The organism is Halalkalibacter akibai JCM 9157 (genome assembly GCF_000513135.1).
Classification (GTDB): Bacteria; Bacillota; Bacilli; order Bacillales; family Bacillaceae_D; genus Halalkalibacter; species Halalkalibacter akibai.
Genome location: NZ_BAUV01000011.1, coordinates 1 through 17,670 on the forward strand (window position 1 = coordinate 1; position 17,670 = coordinate 17,670).

General features: G+C 35.1%; 13 protein-coding genes and 1 pseudogene. All 14 read left to right on the forward strand.

Going from position 1 to position 17,670, the window contains the following annotated elements; translation table 11 throughout:
* The first annotated feature begins 151 nt into the window (after positions 1–151).
* Positions 152–1,241, forward strand: a pseudogene (gene chvE, locus JCM9157_RS08415) (multiple monosaccharide ABC transporter substrate-binding protein).
* Positions 1,242–1,312: 71 nt separating this feature from the next.
* Positions 1,313–2,836: a multiple monosaccharide ABC transporter ATP-binding protein gene (gene mmsA, locus JCM9157_RS08420; RefSeq protein ID WP_035663980.1), complete on the forward strand. Its 1,524-nt coding sequence runs from the start codon at positions 1,313–1,315 to the stop codon at positions 2,834–2,836.
* 5 nt (positions 2,837–2,841) lie between these two features.
* Positions 2,842–4,002: a multiple monosaccharide ABC transporter permease gene (gene mmsB, locus JCM9157_RS08425; RefSeq protein ID WP_035663843.1), complete on the forward strand. Its 1,161-nt coding sequence runs from the start codon at positions 2,842–2,844 to the stop codon at positions 4,000–4,002.
* A 476-nt stretch (positions 4,003–4,478) separates the two neighbouring features.
* Entirely contained in the window at positions 4,479–5,435 is a 957-nt protein-coding gene (locus JCM9157_RS08435; RefSeq protein WP_035663845.1) for a LysM peptidoglycan-binding domain-containing protein, read from the forward strand.
* A gap of 135 nt (positions 5,436–5,570) precedes the next feature.
* Positions 5,571–6,245: a DeoR/GlpR family DNA-binding transcription regulator gene (locus tag JCM9157_RS08440; protein ID WP_235714866.1), complete on the forward strand. Its 675-nt coding sequence runs from the start codon at positions 5,571–5,573 to the stop codon at positions 6,243–6,245.
* A gap of 184 nt (positions 6,246–6,429) precedes the next feature.
* The gene (kduD, locus tag JCM9157_RS08445) at positions 6,430–7,188 is read left to right on the forward strand and encodes a 2-dehydro-3-deoxy-D-gluconate 5-dehydrogenase KduD (protein ID WP_035663847.1); all 759 of its coding nucleotides are present in this window, start codon (positions 6,430–6,432) and stop codon (positions 7,186–7,188) included.
* A 142-nt stretch (positions 7,189–7,330) separates the two neighbouring features.
* On the forward strand, positions 7,331–8,161 hold the full coding sequence (gene kduI / locus JCM9157_RS08450) for a 5-dehydro-4-deoxy-D-glucuronate isomerase (protein ID WP_035663849.1): 831 nt from the start codon (positions 7,331–7,333) through the stop codon (positions 8,159–8,161).
* A 165-nt stretch (positions 8,162–8,326) separates the two neighbouring features.
* The gene (uxaC, locus tag JCM9157_RS08455; protein WP_035663851.1) at positions 8,327–9,730 is read left to right on the forward strand and encodes a glucuronate isomerase; all 1,404 of its coding nucleotides are present in this window, start codon (positions 8,327–8,329) and stop codon (positions 9,728–9,730) included.
* A 147-nt stretch (positions 9,731–9,877) separates the two neighbouring features.
* A complete protein-coding gene (locus tag JCM9157_RS08460; protein WP_035663854.1) occupies positions 9,878–10,618 on the forward strand; it encodes an NAD-dependent epimerase/dehydratase family protein in 741 nt (246 codons plus the stop codon).
* A 157-nt stretch (positions 10,619–10,775) separates the two neighbouring features.
* Positions 10,776–11,591: a sugar phosphate isomerase/epimerase family protein gene (locus tag JCM9157_RS08465; protein WP_035663855.1), complete on the forward strand. Its 816-nt coding sequence runs from the start codon at positions 10,776–10,778 to the stop codon at positions 11,589–11,591.
* A 168-nt stretch (positions 11,592–11,759) separates the two neighbouring features.
* A complete protein-coding gene (locus JCM9157_RS23315; protein ID WP_052013028.1) occupies positions 11,760–13,067 on the forward strand; it encodes a cache domain-containing protein in 1,308 nt (435 codons plus the stop codon).
* Positions 13,064–14,056, forward strand: a complete 993-nt coding sequence (locus JCM9157_RS23320) for a helix-turn-helix domain-containing protein (protein ID WP_158318617.1) — start codon at positions 13,064–13,066, stop codon at positions 14,054–14,056. Before JCM9157_RS23315 ends, JCM9157_RS23320 begins: the two co-directional genes overlap by 4 nt.
* Positions 14,057–14,581: 525 nt before the next feature.
* The gene (locus tag JCM9157_RS08475; RefSeq protein WP_035663857.1) at positions 14,582–16,132 is read left to right on the forward strand and encodes an extracellular solute-binding protein; all 1,551 of its coding nucleotides are present in this window, start codon (positions 14,582–14,584) and stop codon (positions 16,130–16,132) included.
* Positions 16,133–16,646: 514 nt separating this feature from the next.
* Positions 16,647–17,540 (forward strand): ABC transporter permease, encoded by an 894-nt coding sequence (locus JCM9157_RS08480; RefSeq protein ID WP_439644337.1) that lies wholly within the window; start codon positions 16,647–16,649, stop codon positions 17,538–17,540.
* Positions 17,541–17,670: the final 130 nt, after the last annotated feature.

A 17,670-nucleotide genomic window follows, 5' to 3' on the forward strand; every position in this document is an offset into this window, starting at 1 on the left:
AAATACAAAAATAATAAACAATGAGCAAATATAGTTAAGAAAGACGTAATTTAATCCTATATATAATGATTTTATAAATAGTTAGAATGCTTTAATATCATAGTTGTAAGCGGATACAGAAAACACCTACATAATTAAAGGGGGATTGTTTATGAAAAAAGTAGCTTTAGTATTTGTCGCTTTAATGTTTGGGTTATTATTAACTGCTTGTGGAGGAAGTGAGTCAGCTGGTGGAAGTGATTCATCTTCTGGTGGTAGTGGAGAAGCTGGATTTGTTGGGATTGCAATGCCAACGAAATCATCTGAAAGATGGGTTCATGATGGCAATAACATGGTGAGCCAATTTGAGGAACTAGGATATAAAACAATCTTACAATACGCGGAAGACGTTGTAGAGAACCAAATCTCACAAATTGAAAATATGATTACACAAGGTGTCGATGTTCTTGTAATCGCTTCAATTGATGGTGAAGCATTAACAAGTGTATTAGAAAGTGCAAACGCAGCAGGTATTCCTGTTATTTCTTACGACCGCTTAATTAAAGGAACTGACCATGTATCCTATTATGCTACATTTGATAATTTTCAAGTAGGAGTATTACAAGGATCTTACATCATTGAGTCACTAGATTTAGATAATCAAGCCGGACCGTTTAATATTGAATTATTTGGTGGGTCACCAGATGATAATAATGCTTATTTCTTCTATGATGGTGCATTGTCTGTACTGCAGCCTTATATCGATGAAGGAAAACTTGTAGTGAAAAGTGGTCAAACAGGAATGGATAAAGTGTCAACTCTACGTTGGGATGCCGCTTTAGCACAAGCAAGAATGGATAATCTATTAAGCACTTTCTACACAGATGATCAAGTAGATCGCGATTTTATCGCCATATGATGGTATTAGTATCGGAATTATTTCAGCTCTTAAAAACATTGGATACACGGACCTACCAGTTGTTACAGGTCAAGATGCAGAACTAGCTTCTGTTAAGTCAATTGCAGCAGGAGAGCAAACAATGACTGTATTCAAAGATACTAGAGAATTAGCGAGAAAAGCTGTAGAGATGGCTGATGCCGTTTTAAAAGGTGGAGAAGCTGAAGTTAACGATACGGAAACATATGATAATGGAAAAAAAGTAGTTCCTTCATACCTTTTAGAACCAGTAAAAGTTGATATTACGAACTATGAAGAAGTTATTATTGATGGTGGCTATTACACTGCAGAAGAAGTTCAATAATACGATCTTGGAGATTTAGTGGTAGCTCTTACCACTAAATCTTTTAATACAGAGGGTGTGGTGAGATGACAATGCAATCAACAATATTAGAAATGAAAAGCATTACAAAAGAGTTTCCTGGAGTAAAAGCATTGGATACCGTTAATTTAAAGGTCATTGAAGGAGAAATTCATGCAATATGTGGAGAGAATGGTGCTGGAAAATCGACTTTAATGAAAGTGTTAAGTGGAGTTTATCCTCATGGCACATATGATGGAGATATTTTATTTCAAGATCAAATTTGTGAATTTAAGGATATTAAACAAAGTGAAGATTTAGGAATTGTTATTATTCATCAGGAATTAGCATTAATTCCAGAACTATCAATTGCTGAAAATATCTTTCTAGGCAATGAGCAGGCTAATAAAGGTGTAATTGACTGGTATGAAACGACAAGTAAAGCGAAAGAATTACTAAATAAAGTAGGACTTAGTGAATCTCCTAATACTTTAATTAAAGATATTGGGGTTGGAAAACAACAGTTAGTAGAAATCGCAAAAGCTTTATCTAAAAACGTGAAACTTCTAATTCTAGATGAACCTACCGCAGCACTTAATGAAAACGATAGTGAGAATCTCTTAAATCTTTTAATTGAATTAAGAAGCCAAGGTATGTCAGCTATTATTATTTCTCATAAACTAAATGAAATAAAAAAAGTCGCAAATTCAGTTACGATTATAAGAGACGGACAGTCGATTGAAACGTTAGATACAGCGGATATTACAGAGGATCGGATCATAAAAGGGATGGTTGGTCGTAGCTTGACAAATCGCTACCCAGACCGAGAACCTAAAATAGGTGATACATTTTTTGAAGTGAAAAATTGGAGTACCTATCATCCACTTCAAAGTGAGCGACAGGTTGTAAAGGACATTAACCTTCATATTCGCAAAGGTGAAATCGTTGGAATTGCAGGGTTAATGGGATCTGGAAGAACAGAACTTGCTATGAGCATTTTCGGTAAATCTTATGGCAAGAAAACAACGGGGCAAATCATTAAGGATGGTCAAACTCTAGACTTATCAGATGTAAACAAAGCCATTAATGCCGGTGTAGCTTATGTAAGTGAAGATCGTAAAGAGTACGGTCTGATATTAATGGATGATATTAAGCAAAATATTACTCTAGCTAACTTGAAGAAAATTTCTAGTAATCAAGTAGTCAATGAAAACGAAGAATTTGTGGTGGCTGAAGATTATCGTAAAAAAATGAATATCAAAACGCCTAGTGTAACGCAAATAGTTGGTAATTTAAGTGGTGGAAATCAACAAAAAGTTGTACTAAGTAAATGGATGTTCTCAGAACCAGATCTGCTTATCTTGGATGAACCAACAAGAGGAATTGATGTAGGAGCTAAGTTTGAAATTTATACGATCATGAATCAATTAGCAGATCAAGGCAAAGGAATTCTAGTTATATCCTCTGAGTTACCTGAGATTATCGGAATGTGTGACAGAATTTATGTCATGAATGAAGGTGAGATCACAGGTGAGGTAGAGAAATCCGAGGCAACACAAGAGACCTTAATGAAATACATGACGAAGAGCAGGGGGTAACTGTAATGAAATCTTTAAATAGTTTATTAAAAAATAATATGAGACAATATAGCATGATCATTGCATTAGTTTTAATCGTTATCTTGTTTCAGATTCTAACAAATGGAACATTATTAAAACCATTAAATATTACGAATCTAATTCTACAAAATAGCTACATTCTTATTCTTGCAGTGGGTATGGTACTTGTCATAATCACAGGACATATAGACTTATCTGTTGGCTCAGTAGCTGCATTTGTAGGAGCGATATCGGCTATTTTAATGGTGAATTTACAAATGAATCCGGTTCTAGCAGTTATTATTTGTTTAGTAGTTGGAGCATTAATCGGTGCTTGGCAAGGATTTTGGGTTGCATATGTGGGAATTCCTGCTTTTATTGTTACACTAGCTGGAATGCTTTTATTTAGAGGATTAACATTAGTAGTCTTACAGGGGCAATCTATTGCGCCATATCCAGAGTCTTTCCAAAAAATGAGTAATGGCTTTATCCCAGATCTATTTGGTGGAGATGGACTTCATCTATTTTCGATTATTATCGGACTAATTATATCTTTAATTTTAATCGTTATGGAACTTAGAACTAGAAAAAATCAAGTTAAATATCAATTTGAGGTCCTTCCAAAAGGATTATTTTACGCTAAATTAGTCTTTATTTTCGTTGTAGTAAACTTATTTACTTACGTACTAGCAACATACAGAGGTATTCCAAACATTTTAATCATCTTGTTTGTAATTATTGTGGCTTATACGTTTGTAATGAAGAAAACGATCATTGGTCGTCACATTTATGCAGTTGGTGGAAATTTAAAAGCAGCTTCGCTTTCAGGTGTTAAAACAAAGGCTGTAACATTCGGCGTTTTTGTAAACATGGGTGTATTAGCAGCTTTGTCTGGATTAATTTTTGCAGCGCGTTTAAATGCAGCAACTCCAAGAGCTGGTAACCTCTTTGAATTAGATGCGATTGCAGCTGTCTTTATTGGTGGAGCATCAGCATATGGTGGTGTTGGTACGGTAATTGGAGCGGTTGTCGGTGGTTTAGTAATGGGTGTTATGAATAACGGAATGTCCATTTTAGGTTTAGGGATTGACTGGCAGCAAGCCATTAAAGGTTTAGTATTATTAGGTGCCGTTGCCTTTGATATTATCAATAAAAAGAAATCATAATGTATAGAAAACCTTTCCTCGAAGGAGGAGAGGTTTTTGTTTTTATCACAAATTTGCTTACTGCCCCGTTACATTGCGCTGCAGGCACTTGCTTTCCGCGGGGAGTAAGCCAAGCCCCCACGCCGTTCCGTCTGTGTGGTCTTGCCCTTTCCTCTTTTGAGGCCACTGAAAAAGTCTCTATTAGCAGATTCAAGGAAGCCGCAATGGCTCCACACGTTGCTTAAGGGGCCAGCTAAAAAAGGGGAAACCACCCTTTTTCAGTGGCCTCCCTCTTTTCCCGCAGGAGTCAAGCGCCTTCCGCTCCATTTCACTAAGTTCTTTCTGCTAGTGATTCGAACACGTATACGAATTAAGCCTAGTACAACGCAATTATTATTATATATCGGAGTGTAATTATTTGTAAGATACTCTATTATCCTACTAATGTTATTTTGTTTATTTTCCTTTACGATGGTTGGTAAGGGGGAGTAGACAATATGAAGAGAATGCTAGTGGTCTTTTTTGTATTTTTGTTATTATTACCGTCTCAAGGATTTGCTGCCGATACAGTGGCAGACCGAGTGATTCAAACAGCAAAGCAACACATTGGGGCACCTTATCAATTTGGAGCACCACTTGGTGATACTCGTTCGTTTGATTGCTCATCATTTTCAGCTTATGTATTTGGTCAACACGGGATTCATTTACCACGAGTAAGTGCAGATCAAGCAAGAGTAGGAACCTCTGTATCTCGTTCTAATCTTCAACAAGGTGATCTTCTGTTTTACGATACGAACGGGGACGGAAGGATTAATCACTTAGGAATTTATATTTCAGCAAATGAAATGATTCATGCATCATCTAGCGTGGGGGTACATATTACAAACCCATTCACGACATATTGGACACCAAGATTTGTAACAGCAAGACGTGTTATTCCTGTAATATCACCGGTTGTTCAGCAACCAACTGGAGATATTTATACAGTTAAGAGTGGAGATAGATTATCTCTAATTGCACGACAATTTAGTACTACAGTAGACGCTCTCAGATCGCATAACAATTTGACATCCGATCTTATCTTTATCGGACAACAATTGAGAATACCACAAATAAATCAAACGGTTACTCAACCAGCGCCAGCGCCGTCTCTAACATCGTCTTCATCTGTAACTCACACGGTGAGAAGTGGTGATACGCTTTGGATGATAAGTCGCCAATATGCTGTAACTGTTGACCAAATAGTAAGCTGGAACCAACTTTCTTCAAATGTTATACATGTGGGACAAGTTTTACGAGTAGCACCTTCAGAGCAAAAAACATATACGGTAAAATCAGGAGATACGCTATGGAAAATTGCTACAGAAAATCAAACATCTGTGCAAACAATAACTGATTTAAATCGTTTGTCTAGTTCCGTTATACATGTAGGACAAACACTGCTACTACCATAACAGTGATAATAAGATATTCTTAGCCTTACTAAGCCAAGTTGCCTAGTAAGGTTTTTAATTTGGAAATTCATGTTTACAAATGTTTGTTTTAGTTCGATAATAAAAAGAGACAAATTAATTACTACGGAGGTTTTTATGCTTTCAGTGGAACGTTATGAAAAAATACTAGAACAGCTTGAATTAAATAAAATTGTTAAAGTTTCAGAGTTAAGTACGGAATTAGGAGTAACGGAAAAAACCATCCGAATTGATTTAGAAGCTTTGGAACAAAAGGGGCTTGTTAAAAGAATCCATGGTGGGGCTGTTCTTCAAGAAGAAGATACACGAATATTTCCAATTAGTGAAAGACAAGCAAATAACAATGAAAGTAAAGCTCAAATTGCTCTAGAGGCAGTAAAGCTAATACAACCACTAGAAACGGTTTTAATGGATGGTGGCAGTACGACTTTGCAAGTCGCCAAATTGTTAGGAGATTTTCCCGTAACGGTTATTACAAATGACCTTAAAATCGCCTTTGAATTAATAGAAAAAGATCAAGTTCAATTAATGGTTTTAGGTGGGTCTAAAATAGGAGCATCATCCTCATTGTATGGAGTTCAAGCTTCTGAACTATTAAGAAAAATAAGGGTCAACCATTTGTTTTTTGGAGCAACTGGTGTATCCATTGAACATGGATTAACGGTGTTTAATAGCTTTCATGTTGAATGGAAAAAACAAATTATACAATGCGCAGATCGAGTGACGTTATTAGCAGAATCAACCAAGTTTGAAAAAGTAGGCTTAATTCAATGCAACATTAGCGGATGTTGATGAAATTATTACTGATAGTGGGCTTGATAATAAAATACAAAAAGCATTAGAGAAACAATCTATACCTGTTACGCTTTCTAAATAAAGTTATAAATTATATTGTCACTCATTTTGAAAAGTGTTATAATCAAACCATAACGAACATAAATGAACTTAATGAAACGCAAAGTGGGAGGTACATATGATGACCCAATCATTTTTTGCATTAACTGGCAAGGTTGCACTTGTTACAGGTGCAAGCAGAGGGCTTGGTCAAGGAATGGCGATAGGCTTAGCAGAAGCGGGTGCTGATGTTATTGGTGCTGGCATTAGTGAAATGAGTGAAACAAGAGAAAAAATTGAAGCACTTGGACGCTCTTTTTATGAGATTAAAGCTGATTTATCTGAGCCTGGTGCCGCTAAACAATTAGTTGAAAAAGCGGTAAGTGAAGTAGGAAAGATTGATATTCTAGTAAACAATGCAGGAATTATTAGACGTACTGAAGCTGAAAACTTTTCAGATGAAGATTGGAATGATGTGATTAATGTAAATTTGAATTCAGTGTTTCAAATTTGCAGAGAAGTTGGCAATCACATGCTTGAAAATGGCTCAGGTAGAATTATAAATATTGCATCCATGCTTTCTTTTCAAGGTGGTTTAAGAGTACCTGCATATACAGCAAGCAAACATGCAGTAGCAGGGTTAACGAAATCTTTGGCAAATGAATGGGGAAGCCGGGGCATTAATGTAAACGCTATCGCTCCTGGTTATATGGAAACAGATAATACCGAAGCATTACGAGCAAATGAAGAGAGAAATGCCTACATTACTTCGCGTATTCCAAAAGGTCAATGGGGAAAACCAGAAGACTTAAAAGGCCCAGTCATTTTTCTAGCTTCTGAAGCATCAAGCTACGTAAATGGTCATGTACTATGTGTCGATGGCGGATGGATGAGTTCTTAATCTACTAAAAAGGATCTTGCGCGAGAATTTGTTACGATTCTAACTAAAGCGCTAGCTCAATGCAACGGATCTGTTAATGGAAATAAATTAATTAATAAACAATAAAGTGTAGAAAATTTTTTTAAAAAGGAGAATGTTCAAAATGGAAATTAGATATGCTGCTAATCCAGTAGATTCAAAGCAATACACGACAGAGAAATTAAGAAGTGAATTTTTAATAGAGTCTCTTTTTGAAAGCGGTCAAATTAATATGGTGTATTCACATCATGATCGTGTCATTGTCGGAGGAGCGATCCCAACTAATCAAGTACTTACGCTAGATGTAGGCGATGCACTGAAAACAGACTTCTTTCTAGAAAGAAGAGAAATTGGTATTGTAAATATCGGCCCTAAAGGAAAAGTAGTTGTTGATGGAGAGGAATTCGAACTAAATAAACGTGATTGTTTGTACGTTGGTTTAGGGAAAAAAGAAGTAACGTTCCATAGCGAAGATTCAGCTAATCCTGCTCGTTTCTATCTGGTTTCTTCCCCAGCACATAAAGAATATCCAACAAAGGTGCTTCCAATTGCCGATGCAGAGCCAACAAAACTTGGTTCTGATAGTGAGTCTAACAACCGGACAATTTACAAGTATATTCATGACGGTGGACTTCAAAGCTGCCAGTTAATGATGGGAATGACGTTACTAGAACCAAACAATATGTGGAATACAATGCCTGCTCATGTGCATGACCGTCGGATGGAAGTTTATCTATATTTTGATATGGATGAAGAGTCAAGAGTGTTCCATTTCATGGGTGAGCCAAGTGAAACAAGACATTTAGTAGTCAAGAATGAAGATGCTGTTATTTCCCCACCTTGGTCAATCCACTCAGGTGTGGGAACGAAAAATTATACATTTATTTGGGCAATGGCAGGAGAAAATTATACATTTAAAGATATGGACTTTGTAAAAATGGAAGATCTTAAATAATTGACTTTTCCCCTCATTCATCCAATAGATCAATGAGGGGATTAAATATATAAAGTTACATATTGATTGATAAATTAAAATAAGGTAGTATAAAAGTACAACAAATGAAAGCCTTTTCTTCACTTTAAAATAACAACGTTGTTATTATTTTAGGAGGTTCTTATGATGAAACCATTTATTCATGAAGATTTTATGCTTAACAACGAGGCAGCAAAAATCCTTTATCATGATTATGCTAAAGAAATGCCGATTTATGATTATCATTGTCACTTAAGCCCACAACTCATAGCAGATAATCATTCTTTCTCAAATCTAGCCGAAATTTGGCTGCATGGAGACCATTATAAATGGAGAGCTTTACGGACGCTTGGTGTTGATGAAAGACTAATTACGGGTGAAGCAACCGATAAGGAAAAATTCAATCAGTGGGCAAAGGCTGTTCCCAAAACAATCGGAAATCCTCTTTATCATTGGACTCAGCTCGAGTTAAAACGTTATTTTGATGTTGATCTTCTATTAAACGAGCAAACAAGTGAAGAAATTTGGGATCACTGTAATCGTCTATTAAATACGGAGCAATTTACAGCACAGAAGATTATTGAAAAATTTGATGTGAGAGTTATTGGTACAACAGATGATCCGATTGACTCATTAGAACATCATATAGCTATTGCTAATAACCCTTCAATCCAAACAAAGGTTGTACCAGCATTTCGTCCTGATAAAGCGGTGGAGATTGGACGCGAAGGATTTAATCTATATATAGACTCATTAAGTGTAGCAGCGGATATAGAAATTAACACCTATGAAAATGTTTTAACAGCTATTGAAAATAGAGCTCGATTTTTCCATGAGATAGGTTGTCGTATTTCCGACCATGGAATAGAGAATGTTCCGTTTGAACCTTGTACGTTTGAAGAAGCTTCTGTTATTTTCTTGAAAGTAAGGTCAGGAGAAACAATTACTAAAACAGAAGAAATGAAATATAAAACACATACATTGCTTTTCTTAGGAAAACTGTATGCTTCATTAGATTGGGCAATGCAGTTACACATTGGAGCAATCAGAAATAATAATGAGCGGATGTTCAATAAGCTCGGTCCAGACACGGGCTTCGATTCTATCCACGATTTGGATTTAGCAAGACCTTTAAATGGATTTTTAAATGAACTAGATAAAAATAACGAACTACCAAGAACGATTCTCTATCATTTAAATCCAGTTCATAATTATGTAATTGGGACAGCTGTAGGAAACTTTCAATCTAGTGGGGTAAATGGTAAGCTTCAATTTGGTTCTGGCTGGTGGTTTAATGACCAAAAAGATGGCATGATTAAACAGATGACAGATCTAGCAAACTTAGGACTTTTAAGTAGTTTTGTAGGAATGTTAACCGATTCTAGAAGTTTCCTGTCCTATCCAAGACACGAATACTTCAGAAGAATTCTTTGTAATTTAGTTGGTCAATGGGTTGAAGATGGAGAAGCACCAAGAGACTACCAACTGCTAGGAACGATGATTCAAAATATTTCCTATCAAAATGCAGAGAACTATTTTAAGATAAAGTAAGTATTGTACGGAAAAACGGGCAATAAAAAAGGTGATTCTAAGGTTAAAAGACGACCTATAGACTCACCTTTTTTCGTTTACATAATCAACACATAATAAGTAAAAACTATCGTTATAATCCTTGTGTTAAACAGAAAGGAATAAGTAATGAAAATTATTATCATTGGCGGTGCAGGAACCGTGGGAACTATTTTAACTAGAGGTTTGCTCCCTAACCATGAAGTAGTAGTGATGGACAAACAGAAACAAGGGGATTTCTCAACTGAATACATACAGGTTGATGCTACCAATTTACAAGATCTACTAGAAAAAGTACCTGAGGCAGATGTAATCATAAATTTACTAAATACAGAAACCACTCATGCCATTGAGGAAGTTGATACATTTGAACACATGACCGATATCTTTTTTAAAGCGACGTACTATATTTTGTATACGGCTAAACAAAAGAAAATTTCTAAAGTCATTTTTGCTAGTTCCAACCATGTGACTGATTTATACGAGGAGGAAGGTGTTTCAACTCTAGGCAGAGAAATTACGGTAGACGATGTTCCGCGCTCAAGAGGTTTGTATGGTGTGTTAAAATATGCGTCAGAGCAAGTTGGATTTTTGTTTTCATCAGAAGAGAACATTTCGGTCATAAATATACGAATTGGTTCCGTTCCAAAGGATGTAACAAAAGAAGATATTGAAGCGAATGATCGACTAAAAAAGACGCTTTTAACCGATACTGACTTGATTGGATTATTTACTGCGGCCCTTTTAGCTGACGTACGATTTGGCACATACTATGGTGTGTCGGATAATCCTTATAAACCATGGGATATGGCAAATGCAAAGAATGAATTGAACTATAAATCAAATGAAAATACAACGGATATTCTATGACACAAGTGAAGTGTTCTAAAAAGGTTGTGACAAGATCTTTTAGAACACTTCTTTTTGTATTTATTTATACCGATGTTCTAATTTAATGATTATATACGTACCACTCCTTCGTTCTTATAATTAAAACAAAAATGTTTTTTAAAAAGGAGAGCGAATAATGACAGTTGGAGTACTAGCACATCTGTTTGGAAAAAAGCCTTATAAACAATTAGCCGAAGCAATTGGATCTTATGAAATAGAACATGTTCAGTTAGCTCTTTGGAAAGCAATGAGCGATTATGATTTTAGTAAGCCCGGAAAACTAAATCCTGGTTTAGTAAAAGAAATAAAAAAAGAATTTGATAAACATAATGTTTCCATTTCAATATTAGCCTGCTATCTTCACCTTTTTGATAGCAATCAAGCCAATAGAATGGAGAATCTTGCTCGTTTTAAAGAATTACTTCAATATGCACCATTGTTCGGTGCGCCGATTGTTGCAGTAGAAGTAGGGAAAAGTGAGAATGGAGTTTTCACGAGTGAAGATTGGCAGACTCTAATAAAATCATTAAAAGAGTTGGTAGCAGAAGCGGAAAAATGGGGGATTATTATCGGTATAGAACCAGCTAACGACCATTTAATTGGAGACGCAAAATCAATGAAAAAGCTATTAGAGGAAATGCCTTCTTCCAATTTAGGAGTAGTATTGGATCCTGGGAATTTATTAACGATAAATAATTGGGGGAAACAAGATCAAGTCATTCAAGAAGCATTTGAGTTGCTTGGGGATCGAATTGTAGCTTGTCATGCAAAGGACCGATTGATTAATCAGGAGGGAGAGATTGAAACCGTAACACCAGGAAAGGGAAAAATGAATTATGAACTTTATTTGAAACTGCTTGAGCAATATAAGCCTAATTGTGAAATCATAATGGAACATACAACTCCTGAAGAAATGTTAGAAACAAAAGCATTTATTGAGCAATATCGCTAATCGTAACTTAGTCTGCTACCACGATCATTTTGGTGGCAGACTTATTTGGTTATTATGAAAAATCTGAACTAGAAATGAATGTAATATGATATAATTAAAAACATCTTATGTCTAATTTGTGAATGAAAATGTAAACCTTTACAAAGTGTGTTTGAGAGGAGGAATGAAATGAAAAACCCAAGCTTGCTAACAAAGTTAATCATTTTCGCAAGTATAGCTAGCATTATCCCTGTTATCATAGTTGGAGTGTTTGCTTATGTTCAATCCTCTAAACATATTCAAGAAAAAGTAAACCATGAAAAAGTGCAAATAATTAGACAAATACAATCTAATATTGAGCAGGTCTTAATTACCATTCATCATAGTACTAGTAATACTATTGAATCTCCTTTAATGGATGCGGTTATTCGAAGACCACTAGTAGGAGAAGATTTTTCTATTTATCGAGAACTGAGACAGGAACTTAGTAATCTAAGATCTTATGACACGAAGGTAGAAGAAGTTATTCTGTTAAACTTTCAAGAAGACTGGATTGTAAATAATTCGGGCTTATCTAGATTAAATGAACATCCAGATCGAGAAGCATTCTTATCTTATCTAGATCTAGAATTCAATACTACTTGGTTATTGTTAGAAAATGAAGCATTCTCTGAACCAATATCTACTAGAAGTTGTCCGCAAACGATTAGTTTAGTTAAAAAATTACCTCCTAGACTAAGTCAAAAATACGGACTAGCCTTTACAAATATTCCAGCATGTAGTTTAGCAGAGATGATTAATGTGGACAAGCTTTCTGACGAAGTGATGATAACCGACGAAAATTATAAAATAATTGTTCATAGGGATCCTGATCTTATTGGAAAATATTTAGCCGACACAAAATATATTGACTCCATTGATGCATTTACAGACCAAGCGGGTCAATTTAATATTGAGTCAAAGGATTATCCATATACGGTGACGTACCAAAAGTCTGAGTTTAATAATTGGAATTATATCTCGTTTAATTCGATTGATATGTTGACACAAGAAAGTAAAAAAATCGGTTGGTTTACGTTTTTTATGATTACTTTTATTGTCATTACTTGTATTTTATATATTTGGATCATAAGTAGAAAATTATATTCTCCTGTTAATAAATTAGTAGGGTATATTGAAAGTCATTGGCCGGACGAGACAAGAGAAAAAAAGAGTGAAATGGAAATAATTGAATCACACATAAACGATTTATTTTCTTCAAAATCAAACTTAGAAAGCGAATTGCGCGAGCATAACCAACAAGTAAAATCATTGTTTCTTACTCGATTATTTACGGGGAATTATAACTCAACTGAAATAGCTAAAAACGTGACTTCTTTTGATCTTAAATCTTTAATTGATTCATGGCAGGTTATGACAGTTTGTACGTTACAAATTGATAACTTAGAAAAAAATGAGCTTGAGACTGCAACTTTGAGAAAATGTCTTTTGTTGTGAAGAATCTCATTGAGGAGATTATTGGCAAAGATAACAGATTGCCTTTGATTTGGATTGATGAAACGTTAGTGATCCTAATTGGTCATAAAGAACAAGATGCTATACAAGATGATGTGTTCGAAATAACAGAACGTGTCCAAGATAAATTGACGAATACATTGAGTTTAATCGTTAGCATTGGTGTGAGTATGCCTTTTAAGGAGATCAAGGAAGCTAAAAGAGCTTATCGTGAGGGAATGGAAGCACTAAAACATAGAATGCAGTTAGGTAAAGGGGTAATTGTTCACTTCAGTACAATCAATTCAGGCAAGCATTCAGTTATTTTTGATTACCCGAAACGAACAGAAGAAGAACTTCTTGTTGCTATTAAACTGGCAGATGAAGAAAAGGCTTTAGAGCAATTATCCATCTGGATGACGAAAGCTTTTAAGAATACGCAATCACCAAGAGAATATCAAGTTTCAATGATGCGATTATTAAACAACTTATTAACGCTTAAACAAGAAAGTGGTGTTAGTTTTCAACAGATTGAAGTTTATCATGCCTCTCTATATGAAGAATTACTAAAGCTTCATATGAGAGAGGAGATTGAAGTCTGGTTTAAAAACAGATTAATTTTGCCGTTAGTGAAAGTTTTTCATGACCGAAGAGATTCTCAGTTCCAAAACTTATCAGAAAAGATAATTGATCTGATCCAAAAGAACTTCGATTCAGAAATTACTCTAGAAGAGTGTGCAGCTAAGTTACATTATAATGCCAATTACTTAAGTAGTGTGTTTAAACAAGAAACAAATTACACATTTAGTGAGTATTTAGCAATGTATCGCTTTAAAATTGCTAAGCAATGGTTGGTAGAGTCCAGTATGACAATAAAAGAGATAGCCGAAAAATTAAAATATAATAATTCTCAAAATTTCATTCGTTCATTTAAGAAGCAAGAAGAAATGACACCAGGACAATACCGAGAGAAATACAAGAAAACTTCATAATATTAAAGAGACATTCTGGAAGTTTTGTTCGACCCAATTTCCAGGTGTCTTTTTTGTTTCGATTGCTTGGTGCGCTTGCTATTAGATTGATGGTTATTAGGTGAAATGGATAATCATTATATCAGATAAGGCTTAATTTGATAGTATAAGCGTTGAAAAGGCTTACATTATGAGTTTGTGATTATATACTTAACCATTTTTTTAAACTAACATCTACCTTAACAACTTATAGAAGTGTCCAGCAATCAAATATTGTTGCTCATTCAAGTAAGTCGTGGAGGTGATTTATGAAAGGGTTTACAAAGTGTTTAAGTTAGTATTAATTACTGACTAAAATAGGCTTAGTAGTTGGATCTAAATCCTAAAGCGAAAATTGGTATCGTAAACTGTCAACAATTCAGCTATATTTGAAGAGTACTTCTTATTATTGCTAATTGTAACGTTACTAGTGGAGAACTAAAAAAACTTCATTCGAGAATCTTCATTGATGGTACTATCAAAAATAACAATTATGGGGGTTAGTAAATGTTAAAGTCAAAAAAGTTTTATGCGATGCTATGTGCACTTGCACTAATACTAATGTTTATTACAGCTTGTAGCAATAATGAAAGCGCTTCAAATGAAGGTGCTGCTTCTAATAGTAACGAAGGGGAGAAAGAGGAAGTAGCTTCGGCTGATTCAATTGAACCAATTGCGTTTTCTCTAATGACAAACCTTCACACAGCTGAAACACCAGATAAGAAAATCCAAGATTTAATTGAAGAAAAAACGGGTTACACGCTTGATATTCAATGGGTACCAGATAGCAGTTATGAAGAAAGATTGAATACAGCGTTTGCTACAGGTTCTTTTCCTGATGCAGTACGTGTAGGTTTTCAACAACTAAATCAATTTAAAGATGCGATTCGTAACGATCAGTTCTGGGAAATTGGACCGTATCTTGATCAGTTTGAACACTTAAGCAAATTAAATGAAGATATTTTAGCAAATACAGCAGTTGATGGGAAAATATATGGTGTGTACCAAGGAAGACCATTATCTCGTCAAGGAATTATTTATCGTAAGGATTGGGCAGATAACTTAGGACTTGAAGCTCCTACTACAACAGAAGAATTTATGGAAATGGTTCGCGCATTTACAGAAGATGACCCTAATGAATCTGGACGTAAGGATACTATTGGTTTAGCAGATCGCAGTGACTTAGTTTATGGTGGATTTAAAACGATTGCTTCTTGGTTTGGTACTCCGCATGAGTGGGGAGAGAAAGACGGAGAATTATTACCTGAATTCATGTTCCCTGAATTTATGGAAACATTAGATTTCTATCATGAAATGCACTCAAATGGCTATATTAATCAAGATTTTCCTGTGACTAGTAAGCAAGATCAAGTTGCTATGCTGACAAATGGAACTGCCGGTGTTTATGTTGGTTCAATGGAAGATGTAACAAGCTTATATAATGACGCTAAAGCACTTAATCCTGATATTGAATTTGATGTTCATAATCATGTTGTTGGACCAGACGGCGAGTTTGGTGTTTGGGCAATTCCTGGTTTTGGTGAAATTGTGATGTTCCCGAAATCATCAGTAGACTCTGAAGAGAAGCTTTTAAATATTTTAGGATTCTATGATCAATTAATGAATCCTGAAATTGCAAACATTCTTTACTGGGGTATTGAAGGAGAACACTACGAAGTAATTGATGGGAAAGCTTCTGCGCTCACAGATGACCAACAAAAAATTGACAGAGAGATTAGACCATATCTAACTCTTGAAATTGGTGAACCTGCGACAAATGGAAGATACACAATCTATACTGATTATGAAGTAAGACAAAAAGCAGACAAATTAATTTTAGAAAATAATGATTATTTGATTACTAATCCGACAATTACACTTGATTCTGACACATTTATCCGCGATGGAGACAGATTAAAACAGATGATTGATGACGCGACAGTTCGATACATTCTTGGCCAATCTGATAAAGAAGGCTTTGATAAAGTAGTTGAGAGTTGGAAATCACAAGGCGGAGATAAAATTATCGAAGAATTTAATGCTTCTTTCCAACAATAATTAAATAAATTTAGAAACAGCTCTGTAATTGGTGAAACAATTACGGGGCTGTTTTCATTCCATCGTGTCCTTTCAAACTATAAGTTATGGTTCTGTTTTAAATGGTAGTTTGTGTTCTCGCTATAAGGTGTAGAAAAATACAATTACGCGATGAGCAAATCAAAGCTCATAGTCACACATCCTATCTACTTTAAGGAACATTCGAACAAATAGAATTTAAGTTTTTTATGATATAGAAGCTTAGCAATTTTCTCGGCGTGTATCATGATAATCACCATCTCAGTCAGAGTTAAAAATGCTGATTAACCCTATGTTTTCGGGCTTTTATAACGTAATGATTATAGATGTAATTAAAGATGATCAGTAATATGAAAATTAGAAAGCGGTTACATTTAGGCTGGTAAGGAATCATTATTATTTTTAAAATCGGAAAGGAAGTTGAACAATGGACAACAATGTAGCACTAGAAAAATCAAAAACGCCATTACCGAAGCCTGATAAGCGTGCGGAGCTAATGAAGAAAATTAAAAAGAATAAGTGGATTTATTTAATGATTGCACCTGGGTTATTGTATTTCTTTGTTTATAAATACATCCCGATGTATGGATTAATCATTGCTTTTCAAGACTATAAGCCTTACCTAGGTATAACAGGAAGTGAATGGGTAGGATTACAACATTTTGAAAGATTGTTTACTGATCCAGATTTCTGGATGATTTTTAGAAACACTCTTGCGTTGTTTGCTCTTCAGATATTAGTCTTTTTCCCGATTCCTATTATTATTGCCTTAATGTTAAATGAAGTTCGCAATCAAACGTTTAAAAAAGGTGTCCAAACGTTAATTTATATTCCTCATTTTATGTCATGGGTTGTAATCGTTTCTATCAGTTTTGTCATGTTGACATTAGATGGTGGAATTATCAATTCCGTTATAGAAGCACTTGGTTTTCAGAAAATTAACTTTTTAATGAATCCTGATACCTTCCGACCAATGTATATTTTACAAGTTGTCTGGAGAGAAGCCGGTTGGGGAACCATTATTTTCTTAGCTGCAATTGCAGCAGTTGATCCACAACTATACGAAGCTGCAAAAATGGATGGTGCCAATCGTCTTAAACAAGCTTGGCACATTACCCTACCAGCTATTAGAAGTGTAATAGTCGTACTACTAATTTTAAAAATTGGTGATGTTCTGGAATTAGGCTTTGAACATGTTTATCTCCTATTAAATGCCTCCAACCGAGAAGTAGGAGAAATTTTTGATACGTACGTATACACAGCTGGTCTAAAACAAGGACAATTCAGTTACAGTACAGCCGTAGGATTCTTTAAAGGCATTGTAGGACTGATCCTAGTCATGATCGCCAACTGGCTAGCCAAAAAAGCCGGAGAAGAAGGAGTTTACTAAAGAGCTTTTCGAAAAGGCTGAACTTGCCTTTTCGAAAAGCTCGAAGTTCAAAAGGTGCCCTTGCTTTTGAACCAAAGAAAAGGCCGAACTTGCCTTTTCGAAAAGCTCGAAGTTCAAAAGGTGCCCTTCC

Coding starts and splice junctions, on each gene's coding strand:
- uxaC (WP_035663851.1), top strand. CDS start 8,327: ATGAAACCATTTATTCATGAAGATTTTATGCTTAACAACGAGGCAGCA.
- JCM9157_RS08460 (WP_035663854.1), top strand. CDS start 9,878: ATGAAAATTATTATCATTGGCGGTGCAGGAACCGTGGGAACTATTTTA.
- JCM9157_RS08480 (WP_439644337.1), top strand. CDS start 16,647: ATGAAGAAAATTAAAAAGAATAAGTGGATTTATTTAATGATTGCACCT.
- kduI (WP_035663849.1), top strand. CDS start 7,331: ATGGAAATTAGATATGCTGCTAATCCAGTAGATTCAAAGCAATACACG.
- JCM9157_RS08435 (WP_035663845.1), top strand. CDS start 4,479: ATGAAGAGAATGCTAGTGGTCTTTTTTGTATTTTTGTTATTATTACCG.
- JCM9157_RS08440 (WP_235714866.1), top strand. CDS start 5,571: ATGCTTTCAGTGGAACGTTATGAAAAAATACTAGAACAGCTTGAATTA.
- JCM9157_RS08475 (WP_035663857.1), top strand. CDS start 14,582: ATGTTAAAGTCAAAAAAGTTTTATGCGATGCTATGTGCACTTGCACTA.
- kduD (WP_035663847.1), top strand. CDS start 6,430: ATGACCCAATCATTTTTTGCATTAACTGGCAAGGTTGCACTTGTTACA.
- JCM9157_RS23315 (WP_052013028.1), top strand. CDS start 11,760: ATGAAAAACCCAAGCTTGCTAACAAAGTTAATCATTTTCGCAAGTATA.
- mmsB (WP_035663843.1), top strand. CDS start 2,842: ATGAAATCTTTAAATAGTTTATTAAAAAATAATATGAGACAATATAGC.
- mmsA (WP_035663980.1), top strand. CDS start 1,313: ATGCAATCAACAATATTAGAAATGAAAAGCATTACAAAAGAGTTTCCT.
- JCM9157_RS08465 (WP_035663855.1), top strand. CDS start 10,776: ATGACAGTTGGAGTACTAGCACATCTGTTTGGAAAAAAGCCTTATAAA.